The following is an 11,351-nucleotide window of genomic DNA, read 5'->3' as shown; positions in this document are numbered from 1 at the left end:
GAGTGGATTCCATACATCATGTTAGCCTTGCAGTTTATACTTATCTTGGTTGATGCTGTTTTTCTAAACTAAAGTAATGTTATTGCTCACTGAGACCAAACATAACTCTCCATTGAAATGGAGTGATGCAAGATTGGACTTTCCAACACCGTAAGATTATCAGCGTCATCTTTTGCTCCCATAGCAATAACTAACGGCAAATAATGCTCAGAGGTAGGATGTGACTTCGCATAGTGAACAGACTTAACGTGAGGCTGTTTTGCCTCCGCTAAATTGCCTTCAAGAGCGATTTTCCGTGCCCAATTTTGGAATTTGTTTGCATAATCTGCGACGCGCTCGTGACTCATTCGAATGTCATATAAATTGTGCGTCAGGCTACCTGAGCAGATAACCGCAATATTCTGCTTACGCAATTGTTTCAAGGTATTACCGAGCTTTTCTAGTTCATCTGGTGACAGATCAACATTCAGCGACAATTGCACTATTGGCTTGTCTGCATTTGGGCGCAGGTGATACAGCGGTACCCAAACACCGTGATCCCAGCCTCGGTAATTGTCCGCCTTAGTTTCGAAACCATTGTTGGTTAATAAGTCGATGACTTTATTACCAACAATGTGTGAGCCCACAGCAGGATAGTTCAACTCGTACAATTCAGGTGGAAAGCCACCAAAGTCGTGAATGGTTTCTGGTTGGTCGTTGGTGATAACGACATTACCGCGGGCAACCCAATGTGGTGATATCACTAATATAGCTTCCACATCATCAAATTTAGCTACTTGATGGGTTAAATTATCGGTCGCCTGTTGTTGAGCCTCGATGCTTGCGCCTAACGCAAACATCGGAGAACCGTGACCAACGAACATCAGAGGTGCTAGTTTCATACTCCCTCCGGTAAATATTTAAACCAATCCAAGTACGGCCCCTGAGGAATTATGCCAGATGGATTTAGCGCAGTTACCGAGTAATAGCCCGCTTTAATATGATCGACACGAGTGTTTTTCGCAAAGGCTTCGATTTGTAATAAGCGGTCCAAATACGCTGACAACGCAGGGTAGTCAGAGATGGCTTTGATGTTAGTTTTAAATAGGCCATGGTAGGCCACATCAAATCGGATCAAGGTAACGAATAACCGAATGTCGCTTTCGGTTTGTTGGTTGCCAACGGCAAAATCGTTATTCGCAAAATGTGTTTCCAGTTCTTCTAAGCGAGCGAAAATATCAACCATGGCTTCGTCGTAAGCTTTCTGGCTTGAAGCGAATCCTGCGCGATACACGCCATTGTTTAAGCTGTCGTAGATACTGGCATTAAACTCTTCAATTTGTGATTGCAACTCAGTCGGGTACAAATTGATGTTTGAATTATGAATCGGTCTTAAGTCTTCGTTCAAAATATGAAGAATATCAGCAGACTCGTTGTTGATGATTTTGTTATCACCACAATCCCAAAGTACAGGCACAGTCGTTCGACCAGTGTATTGGTCATCAGTCATCGTATAAAGATGGTGAGCGTATTCCACTCCCTCAATGCCACTCTCTGTAGAGCCTACCGTTGAATCAGATTCACCCCCAAATTGCCAACCGAAATCTGTTAGTACTGGGTCTAAGATTTTTACGTCAATTACATCTTCTAAGTTAAACAACGAGCGAGCAATTAATGTGCGTGTTGCCCAAGGACAAATGTAAGCAGCATAGAGTCGCAAACCTTTATCGACTGCTGACTGTGCATCGTCAATGCGATTTGTGAATGCGCTGCTTTGGCGGATGAAGCGGCCTTCACTGTCTTTCTCTTGAACGGGATCCCACTTGCGTTCCCACTTACCATTTACCAACATAATCTTTCCTTATTTCGAAGAGCCCCTTGCGAGCGTACGCCATGGGCGTCTGTTGTTTGTCTAATTTGTTTCGAGTCCAATAGCTTTTATTAAGCGGTTTTGGTTGCACCAAGTAAGCGGTTATCAATGGCAAACTTTCCGCCACCTTGAATGGCTAGCGCTAAAGTGGCAGCGAATAACGCCAAAGCAAACTCGTAACCGTTATTGCTGATAAATAAGCCATGGCTGATGTGAACGCTGAAGATTGCCACTAACATGGCAAATGCATTGACCAGTGCTGCTGGGCGAGTCAAAAGGCCAAATATCAAGGCTAAACCTCCGAAGAATTCTGCACTGCCAGCCATCAATGCCATTAGGTAACCGGGTGCTAGCCCAATGCTTGCCATCCATTGGCCAGTACCTTCAAGTCCATAGCCACCAAACCAGCCAAACAGCTTTTGCGCACCATGTGCAGCCAAAATGATTCCTACCGGAACTCTCAGTACTAGTGCCGCAAAGCCAGCATTGGATTGAATTACTTTGTTAAAAATGTGCTTGTTCATGGTATTTCCCTCAGAGTTGATTTATTCAAGTAAGTCTTAACTTGGGAATAAGATTAATCTTTCTCTTTTAGATGATAAATGGCATTATCATTGAATGATTTCCAATGTATTGTTGGTAATTGACTTATTAAAAGGATTTGTTTAATGGATAGGATTGACACCATGAAGGCGTTTCTCACGGTCTCTAGAGAAGGCAGTTTTACCAAGGCAGCAGAGAAACTGGGAACGTCAAATCAGTTGGTCAGTAAGTACGTATCTCATTTGGAGGAACAACTCGGGGTACGCCTGCTTAACCGCACGACGAGAAAAGTACACCTTACAGAAGCGGGCGAGCGATGTGTGCAACACGTTCAGCACATTTTGGAAAGTATTCAAGACATGGAAGGGAGCATGGGGCAGTTAAAGAATGAGGCGCAAGGTTTACTGCGTATCAGTGCTCCTGTGACTTTTGCTACCAAGCATCTCGCTTCACTTATTCGGGATTTTAAGCAGCTCAATCCGGCTGTGGGTATCGATTTGCAACTCAACGATCGGAAAGTCGATGTGGTTGAGGAGGGCTTTGATTTAGCGTTACGGATCGGGCAATTAAAAAGCTCATCCTTAATTGCAAAGCGTGTTGCTCCGGTTCGGTTGGTTATGTGTGCTTCCCCAGACTATCTTGAACGGCATGGAACGCCAGAGCATCCGGAACAGCTTATTCCAGAGCATCTGCTAAGCTACAGCTACATGGATTACAGTCAATCCGAGTCCCCACTTATGAATGCGCTGAAGCGCTCGTCAAAAGAGGAGAGTTCCGGTATATCCTGCAACAACGGCGATATCCTCGTTGAGTCCGCTATAGCGGGAGAGGGTTATGTTTTTCAACCCACTTTTATCGTGTCTGACGCAGTAAAGAAGGGCCAACTTAACGTTATTCTAAAAGAGTTTGAGCCAGAACCCATGGCGCTATATGCGGTGTATCCGCACCGTAAGCTGATTGCGACTAAGTTGAGTGTTTTTATTGAGTTTCTCAGTGACTATTATGGTGATTTACCGTATTGGGATGATGTTTTTTAAGACTTGAACGGCTCCTGTAGTGGCTAAGTGAACTTGCCCACGTAGTTAGAGGTTTGCAATACCTGAGTTAATCCTTTAAATGCTAATTTAGCAGAATCACTGACTCATAAATGTCCAACTCCGTGCTGACTGGGTAGATCATCGTAAGGCAGACCTGCCCCAGCTAGTTCACTGACAGCGCGCGCGTCGAATGTTAGACGCACTGGCTGAGACATTGCTTGACTAGTGGACTGGCCGAGTAGGCTTGTTTTGGTTGTCGTGTGTACGTTTTTTGAAGACAAAAGCAGAGAGCTTTAACACGCCATAACACAAAAAGGCGGGCACCATGGTCAGCACAGTAAGCTTAACAAATGAGACGCCGAAAACCGCTAACCCAGATAGGTTTCGTTTTCCTTCTTCGAGTGCAAGCTCGGTTGCTGCACTATTTATTGTTCCTGCCCAAGTTGATAGCTCTAGGGTCCACATTACTGCGCAGATGATAAGCGAGATGATTAAGACAATAGCAGAGCGCTGCTTCCAACGATAAACGAGATATTTCATTATACACCTGCCTTAGTGTTGTGTTTCTGTCTCATTTTTCTGCTCACACCTTTTATCCACTGCCAGTGCAGAGCGAGATGGATACCAAGCATTGGCATCACTAGGTTTCCTAGGTCATGATGTAGCTTGGACCAAACAGGCAGTATCTCTACTGGCATACCGAGCCGAGGTAGCAAAGCTTCGGAAACTAAGAAGCCGCTGAGTGTTGCCATCAGCATGACCAAGTAGAACAAAGCATCCCAAACCGCATTGAATCGATCTTTAGCAGATTGCTTGTGGATGAAATTTTTTGGAAGAGATACCATCCAGTCCCAATGCAGTAGTAAGTGGATAATCAAAGGAATAATAAACAAAAGGCTCAGCCATTCGTGAGCCGCTACACCTGTTGCTTTGGGGATACAGACTAAGATAAAGCCGACCAGCAGTAGAATGTCCATGACATACTGAGTCTTTACCAAACTGTCTTTCCATGTACGGGTTTGCATAATCAATTGCCTGATAGGTTGTTAAGCCATAAAAAATTCATGTTTATAAACTATCAAGTTGGCATCTTGATTCAATTGATTTTACAGTCATTTACAGTTAGAAATGCCGCGCGTCTTGATAGCACGGCATTTGTGATCGGCTCCAGATAGATTGAGCATCAAGTTAAGCGACTTTTCATGCCTTAAGAATCGGGCTTTTTACCAGTTTATGTCCCGTCCTGAAATGTGTTTACACACTGAGAGGTAGCCTCTCAGTGTTAAGCCAATTCTCAGTAAAATCAAACATGTTCAGAGTTGTTATTTCTCTGTGTGATAGGCTTTTGAGACAGCAAAGCTGTCTTCAAACCAGTTCCAACTCTTTACTTTCCCATCGACGACTTGAACGCGCACAGCCCAACTAAATTTTCCAGTGTCAGCGCCAGTGTTGTTTGCGATAGCACTCATGGTCCCCATAAAGACGGCTTGATCACCGTTGGCAAAACTATAATCTGTAGTCCAGCTCGTTGTTTTTAATCCAGCACCAAAGCGAGGCAAGAAGGTATTTAAAACTGTTTCTTTAGACTCCCAGTTACCAATCCAAGGAATAGAACCATCTCCTTCATTATGCCAAACAAAATCGTCAGCCATTAGAGTACTTAACTGTTCCATATCCCCAGATCCAGCAGCCCACAGAAAAGCTTGGGCAACCTCTAGGGTTTTTGCAGATTGTTCTGCCTTAGATTTATCCATGTCTGTTGCGTAACTTGCTTGAATTACTGCGAATAAGCTGAAATAAATCACCAAAAATGTTTTTAACATCTCGTCTCTCCGTTTAGTTGAATGTAGGGCGAAGCAAACGGCTTCTCTTTTGACACCTCTGTAAAATTAGTATCCAAATAGGGATTACTCAATAGTATTGAGTTTGATGGCACTGTGGTAGCTAAGGGAATTATGGATCTAGGCTTTGCAATAAAGCTGATCAGTCAAATGTTAAGAGCACAACCCATCCTAAATGATTTCTTGTTTAGAAGTGTGCCGACGGGGCATGTGATTTGAACTAGCGGGACTGGACCGCCCAGTAAGCGACTTTAAGATACCTAAAGTTATCCGTATTTTCCTAATTTAAGTGATTACTCTAAGAAGGTTATGTCCAATAACGTGTTACAAGTCAACGTATGCATAAAAATCACCCTAATCTCTTGCGAAGTATAACCTTAGCACTTAGCCTGTATGTATATACAGTTTAAGTGAGCCGTTATGCTTTGCATTAAATCCACATCTGACTTTGAGATAGAAAGCGTCAAATACCCTAACTTCCCTTTGCTAACTTGGGAGACTGATAATTCAGATCTAGGGATTGAATCAGGAATGCTTTGTGTAGAGGCGTTGCAGTTCTTGGTATATGAGTGCTTAAAACGAGGCCGAGTGAATAGTGAGAACACTTGGTGGACGTATGGCAATCACCTAGCTCAATTCCTGACATTCTGTGAGCAGAACAGTTTGGATTGGCGAGACATTTCAGAAAGCAGCGAAGATGAAATGTTAGTTAGTGCTTATCGTGACCTTTGTGTTGGTGAGTTTGGCATGTCGGTAAATTCAACCAATCAGCATTTAAGAACGATAGTGCGTTTCTATTCTTATGGCGTCGGTAAGTGGTTTAAGTCATTACCTTACTCTCTAGAATCCGTTTCAGTGAATAAAGGCCAGCAGTTTTTGGCTCATACAGTAAGAAATGGTGGTAAGAAATACAGCTCTGATTTGATGATGAAAACCTTTGAGAAGAAAGCTCAGTTTTTATCGGTAATTGAAGTGCGAGAGCTTTTATCTGCGATTGAAAATCCAACCTTAAAGCTGATGGTTCGCTTATGTCTACAGACAGGAATTAGACGAAAAGAACTGTTGCTGTTTCCCTTACATGTAATAAGAAAGCCTACTGGAAACAGAGCTTACTATGAGGTCAACATTTCACGAACCAAAGGTGAGAAAGAGCGCAAGATACACATCCCGACACGATTGATGGAGGGCTTGTGGCATTATGTAAATGAGGCTCGTTTTCAGAAGCAGCAAGAGTCAGGAGTGGTATCAGATTGCTTGTTTTTAACGTCTGATGGTCAAGAGTGGACTTCTCAAGGCTCTGCTTTTGGTAAGGCTCTCAAGTCGCTTAATTTACCCTTTCACGTATCACTGTCACATGCTAAGGCATACTTACGCAACGCACATGCTGAAAGGAATGTTAGAGCATAAAAGCAGTAAGTTTGAACCCTTGATGTACCTACAAGCTCGGCTTGGACATTCGAGTATCACAACCACGATGAAATATTTGCACTTGGTTAATGATTTAGTCGATGACCTGTCAATTGAGTATCAGCAACAAATTGATGCGATTGTGTAGGTGAAGCATGGCGAAACACCGAAAAAATCTGACAGTTAACAAAGATAAACTCAAGAAAACATCTGTAGTTGAACAAACAATTGACGCAACTCAGAGCCAAGAGATTATCCGTCCAATCAACCCTGTTGTGAACTATCCCAATATTGGCTCAAAAGGTGGTAATGGTTCTAACGTTAATTTTTCTCGTTTCTATGGCAAAGGTTATGACGACATAACAAATCGAGTGTACTACACCGCAAAAGCTCTGCTGAAAAACACCGATGCCCTTAGCGAGGAAACTCAAAAAAGTTATTTTAAAAATGGTTTTTACCATTTCGCTGAATACCTTAAATTATTTAGGCATTCAGCGGGTGAGGACTTAACACAAGCAGATATTACGCCAGAGTTGATCGAGCAGTATTTGCTGCACCTTAAAGGTTGTGAGTTAGGGTATAACACCCAAAAAGGTTACTACACTCATCTCAAGTCAATGCTGATACATATGAAAGACAAGGGCTATTGGTCAGTCATTGGTGATATCAACCTAAACAGTGATTTCTTTCCTAAGAACCCATTTCCAAATTCAAGCAAACGAGTGAAGGGTGAGAAACCACTTACTCCCCATGAAAAAAGGCAGGTGGTGGTTGCGCTAAAACAAGCGATTAAGCCGATTTATCAAAAGACCGAACCATTGACAGGTTATGAATTAGTGGTTTGCTTATTAGCTGTGGCAATCCAAACGGGCATCAATACATCTCCACTTCTCAATATGACTACCGACTCATTGAGTGACCACCCACTTAAAGATTGCCGCAAGCTGTTAACCGTATTCAAAAAAAGAGGCAGCTCAACGCAATTGCACAATTTGCGAAAATCAGAGGAACTTGAAGTGGTGCAAGGGATAAAGCTTGATGTGGCTTATCTTATTGAGGCTATCATTGAACGCAATACCCAAGAGAGAAAGTCTATCGACACAGACTTGGTATTTGTCTATGAGCCTATAATAGCTCGCAAAGGTGCAGAGAGAGGTGCGGCCACCTCTCTATCAGAGAGGCTGCTTCAATATAACATCAAAAATTTCATCAAAGAGTACGACCTAAGAGATGAAGATGGTCGCACGATAAAACTTAATGTAAGCCGTTTTCGCAAGACGTTTATTAATGACATCTACGAGCTAAGTGGTGAGAGTTTGCTGATTGCCGCGCAGCAAGCCAAACACAACGGGACGGGAACGCTTGACCATTATTTACAAGCCCCTGAGCAATCAAAGCGTAATTTAGGCTTGATGGGCGAGATACGAGTTAAAGAGCTAACGAGTACAGAGTCAAGCGTCCCTGTAGGGCATTGTAAAGACCCTAAAAATGGTGATAAAGCACCGAAAAATGGCACATTCTGTAATGACTTTTTAGGTTGCTTCCGTTGTAAGAGCTTCGTTATTACAGGTGATGATTTGTATAAACTCTTTAGTTTTTATTGGGCAATTATTCGCAACCGTGATGAGTTTGGTCGCAAAGACTGGAAGCGTCATTTAAAGAATGTTCTAAGAATCGTGGATGAAGAAGTTATCCCTGAATTTGCAAAGCTTGATCAGTTGCAGCGTGTAGAGGCTGAAAAAGAGCGAGCAAGAACCAATCCACATCCGTACTGGCAAAATCTTGATATGTTAAAGGTGACGCAATGAGTTCAATTGAGTTAATACTCTCGCAAGCTGAGTTTGCGATTCAGCAATGCCCAAAGCCAAGCACCAGTGCGCTTGAGCAAGTCATTGGTGGCTCTCTAACGGGTATCGTGACCTACATTAAACTCGCCAATGGTGAATACCAAACGCTATCTCGATTTGAGGAAGATGTATGGGTGTTTCCTGCTAGTAAAGGTACGAAAGCAACTATAGCAAGTGCATTAAACCTTACTTTTTCCACCATTTCGGACACTCAAATGAAACGCATGGCAAAGTGGGTAATCTGGAGTAAAATGAAAAAGGGTTTAGCGCTTGGCTCTTTGGGAAAAATACTGGCCAAGTTGAAAATTTATTTTCAGTGGGTTTTAAGGTCAGATACTACAGCGACACATGGGCTTACGGCTTTTACCTCAAATGCCTACGTTAGGCACGTAAACACTCTGCTCTCAAAACGAAAAGGCGAAACTAAACCACTGACAGCAATCACTAAAGTGGATAGATTTCGCATTCTAGAAGACCTTTATTACCACTGCAAAGAGTTTGATTTTGTCAAAGAGCATCCCTGGTCTGAATCAAGCGCTAATGAGCAAGCTGGGTATGTTGGTGAAGTGTATCGGGAAGCCATTATCAAAGGCAAGACCCCCATTATTCCAGATAAAGTGCTAATTCCGCTGTGTCAGCTTACTAAATCATGCCTAGATAGAGCTGATGAAATTCTGGCATCATCAAAAAAGAAAGAAACATTACTACTGCGAGATAGCTGTATCTTCTGGCTGCTACTCACAACGGGTATGCGTATCCATGAAATATTAGGCATTAAGCGTGATGCGTATCGCTCTGAAACGAAAGATGACACCACTTACTACTACATCGAAACTGTCTCTGAGAAAACACATACTGGGTTAGCTGAGTGGATTGCGCCAAAGATAGCCACTGAAGCGATTGATATTCTTGGTCGTTTTAGTGCTTCACTTCAAGAGCAGCTTGAGTGTGATTTACTAAAAGCGAAAGCAAGCAATGACCATGTGGAAGTACATCGACTTGAGGAAATCTCAGACCACATTTGTCTATCGAAAAACCTCGGAAAAGGAAACGCAATTTACCTATTGTCAGGGGTGGCCATAACTAACACTAGGTTGCCAAACTTATGTAAACAGATAGCGAATGATTGGAACCTATCAGCGCACCAATTCAGACGTACCTTTGCTAATTATGCGGTTCATTCTGAATTAGGCGACTTGAGAGCATTGAAAGACCACTTTAAACATTGGTCTATTACCATGACCGCTTTGTATGCCTTTAATGATGATTTTGATGCGGAATTGTTTGAAGAAATGCTCCGAGAGAAATATCTGGTTGAAGAAGAAATTAAGCAAGATTGGTTTGAACTAGATGTGCCTATCACGGGTGGTGATATAGCTCAAAACATCAAGAAAGTCCGTGAGGATAAAGAGTTAATCAAATTTTTTGGCTCTCTTAGTGCTATGGCAGAGGCATACTCTAGCTCCATACCAATTCGCTCAACAGGTATTGGGTGGTGTACCAATGATGATGAGTGTAAGTGTGGTAAGCCTGATAGCTGTGAAAGTGGCATTGTAGATAAGCGACACCTGCCTTATTGGGAGGGAATGCTAGTGCAGCAAATGAAACTGATGCAATTAGATGATATTGGTGAAGCTGGTAGAGCGGCGGTCAAAAAAGGCATGAAGCGCTGTGAAAAGGTTCTGGCGGCATTGGGGATTGATGTTGAAGCTATGAAGCAAGAGATTAACGAAAGAGAGCATATCGAGGTGATAAATGTCTAACCAGAAAGAAAAAGCGACACACAAAGCGGTTCGACTTGCCATTATTCGTATCGAAAAGGGTCGCCCTAATGTTGTCTCTTATAAACGCAAAATGAGTGTCGCTGCTGTTGCCGAAGAAGCTGGCGTAAGTCGAGCATTGATTCACCGTGATTGCCCTGACCTATTAGAACGCATTAAAGGCGGTGTAAATAAGGGCATTCGACAGCAACGTGATGCAAAACAAACTGAACTTAATGAATACAAAGACCGCAATCGAGAGCTGCGGTCTGAGGTGGCGGAATTAAAAGCTATGCTCGCTAAAGTTCAATCACAAAATGCTACGTTAATACGAAAAAACATGGCGCTGAGTAATGCTCATGCGGATAATAGCAATGTAACGCAATTAATATATAGCTAATTATCTGAATTTAAAGGCAATAAATTAAAATTAAGGTTGTTTTTGAGATGGTTAAAAGCATCCAAAAGTGCAACCTTAAAGAAGGTTATATAAAACAGAAGGTTAGCTACAGTTACATGTAACAAACTATTTATAATTATTGTTCGCTGACACTTTTGTCATGGTAGAAAACCTTTTTCTTATCTCATGTTGATTTCTTTTGTATACATCAATGACCAATTCTATGAAGGAAAATGAAAATAAAAGAGTTGTTCAAGTTAGGAAACTGAAAATGCCAAGGGTAAAGTGTCTTTTTAGAAAAAAAAGGCCCCGCTCCAATGCAGGGCAACTTTTATTATTGTTAAGTCGAAGCCTATCCCCAGGTTATCCGACTTTTCACCACACGTAACTGTCACCACACAGCACGCCAAAGAAGACTGAGGCAATCTGCTTAGGTGTGCTGTGTGACGGTTGCTACACGCGATGAGGGATCAGTGAAAAATACATTTTCAATAAATTCAGTCGAGGACTGGTATGATCAACGGGACATATCACCCGACTAATAAGGGAACTACCGGATAGTGGCAGAGAACTTAGAAGATTTTGAGAACTGAAGTAATTATAATAATGGTGTGTGGTTTTGTATAGTTTATATGCAAACCGGCTGGCTTAACTTTGAACTTGGTGG

12 protein-coding genes are annotated in these 11,351 nt (G+C 42.4%); 6 read left to right on the top strand and 6 right to left on the bottom strand.

What is annotated here, in order from left to right; all coding sequences use genetic code 11:
- Positions 1 to 86: 86 nt before the first annotated feature.
- The 3 genes from AB4138_RS15085 to AB4138_RS15075 all read right to left on the bottom strand — a co-directional run bounded on the left by AB4138_RS15085 (position 87) and on the right by AB4138_RS15075 (position 2,373).
- Positions 87 to 881 (bottom strand): class III extradiol ring-cleavage dioxygenase, encoded by a 795-nt coding sequence (locus AB4138_RS15085; protein ID WP_371959803.1) that lies wholly within the window; start codon positions 879 to 881, stop codon positions 87 to 89.
- Positions 878 to 1,831 carry a glutathione S-transferase family protein gene (locus AB4138_RS15080; RefSeq protein ID WP_372306607.1) on the bottom strand — a complete coding sequence of 318 codons (954 nt, stop codon included), beginning with the start codon at positions 1,829 to 1,831 and terminating at the stop codon, positions 878 to 880. The genes AB4138_RS15085 and AB4138_RS15080 overlap by 4 nt, the downstream gene beginning before the upstream one ends.
- Before the next feature lie 89 nt (positions 1,832 to 1,920).
- Positions 1,921 to 2,373 carry a DoxX family protein gene (locus AB4138_RS15075; protein ID WP_017037256.1) on the bottom strand — a complete coding sequence of 151 codons (453 nt, stop codon included), beginning with the start codon at positions 2,371 to 2,373 and terminating at the stop codon, positions 1,921 to 1,923.
- 144 nt (positions 2,374 to 2,517) lie between these two features.
- Here AB4138_RS15075 and AB4138_RS15070 point away from each other — a divergent pair, with 144 nt between their 5' ends.
- The gene (locus AB4138_RS15070) at positions 2,518 to 3,429 is read left to right on the top strand and encodes a LysR family transcriptional regulator (RefSeq protein WP_102320037.1); all 912 of its coding nucleotides are present in this window, start codon (positions 2,518 to 2,520) and stop codon (positions 3,427 to 3,429) included.
- Between the two features lie 222 nt (positions 3,430 to 3,651).
- Here the strand turns inward: AB4138_RS15070 and AB4138_RS15065 are convergent, their stop codons facing one another.
- From AB4138_RS15065 to AB4138_RS15055, 3 genes are all read right to left on the bottom strand, one after another.
- The gene (locus AB4138_RS15065; protein WP_017068659.1) at positions 3,652 to 3,969 is read right to left on the bottom strand and encodes a hypothetical protein; all 318 of its coding nucleotides are present in this window, start codon (positions 3,967 to 3,969) and stop codon (positions 3,652 to 3,654) included.
- The gene (locus tag AB4138_RS15060) at positions 3,969 to 4,454 is read right to left on the bottom strand and encodes a DUF4405 domain-containing protein (protein WP_371969230.1); all 486 of its coding nucleotides are present in this window, start codon (positions 4,452 to 4,454) and stop codon (positions 3,969 to 3,971) included. The genes AB4138_RS15065 and AB4138_RS15060 overlap by 1 nt, the downstream gene beginning before the upstream one ends.
- A 297-nt stretch (positions 4,455 to 4,751) precedes the next feature.
- Positions 4,752 to 5,252, bottom strand: a complete 501-nt coding sequence (locus tag AB4138_RS15055) for a nuclear transport factor 2 family protein (protein WP_130241165.1) — start codon at positions 5,250 to 5,252, stop codon at positions 4,752 to 4,754.
- Positions 5,253 to 5,690: 438 nt separating this feature from the next.
- On the opposite strand from AB4138_RS15055, the gene AB4138_RS15050 reads away from it, so the two are divergent.
- The 5 genes from AB4138_RS15050 to AB4138_RS15030 all read left to right on the top strand — a co-directional run bounded on the left by AB4138_RS15050 (position 5,691) and on the right by AB4138_RS15030 (position 10,684).
- Complete coding sequence (locus AB4138_RS15050) at positions 5,691 to 6,677, top strand: tyrosine-type recombinase/integrase (RefSeq protein ID WP_372157279.1); 987 nt, start codon at positions 5,691 to 5,693, stop codon at positions 6,675 to 6,677.
- Positions 6,664 to 6,825, top strand: coding sequence for a hypothetical protein (locus tag AB4138_RS15045; protein ID WP_372157281.1), 162 nt, complete (start codon positions 6,664 to 6,666; stop codon positions 6,823 to 6,825). The genes AB4138_RS15050 and AB4138_RS15045 overlap by 14 nt, the downstream gene beginning before the upstream one ends.
- 127 nt (positions 6,826 to 6,952) lie before the next feature.
- Positions 6,953 to 8,485, top strand: coding sequence for a phage integrase SAM-like domain-containing protein (locus tag AB4138_RS15040; RefSeq protein ID WP_372306602.1), 1,533 nt, complete (start codon positions 6,953 to 6,955; stop codon positions 8,483 to 8,485).
- The gene (locus AB4138_RS15035) at positions 8,482 to 10,287 is read left to right on the top strand and encodes a site-specific integrase (protein ID WP_372157283.1); all 1,806 of its coding nucleotides are present in this window, start codon (positions 8,482 to 8,484) and stop codon (positions 10,285 to 10,287) included. Before AB4138_RS15040 ends, AB4138_RS15035 begins: the two co-directional genes overlap by 4 nt.
- Positions 10,280 to 10,684 carry a TetR family transcriptional regulator gene (locus AB4138_RS15030; RefSeq protein WP_372128597.1) on the top strand — a complete coding sequence of 135 codons (405 nt, stop codon included), beginning with the start codon at positions 10,280 to 10,282 and terminating at the stop codon, positions 10,682 to 10,684. Before AB4138_RS15035 ends, AB4138_RS15030 begins: the two co-directional genes overlap by 8 nt.
- Positions 10,685 to 11,351: the final 667 nt, after the last annotated feature.

The organism is Vibrio sp. 10N.286.52.C3 (genome assembly GCF_041468865.1).
Taxonomy (GTDB): Bacteria; Pseudomonadota; Gammaproteobacteria; order Enterobacterales; family Vibrionaceae; genus Vibrio; species Vibrio crassostreae_C.
Note: the sequence above shows the minus strand (reverse complement) of the source record. Positions and strands in the feature narration are given on the sequence as shown.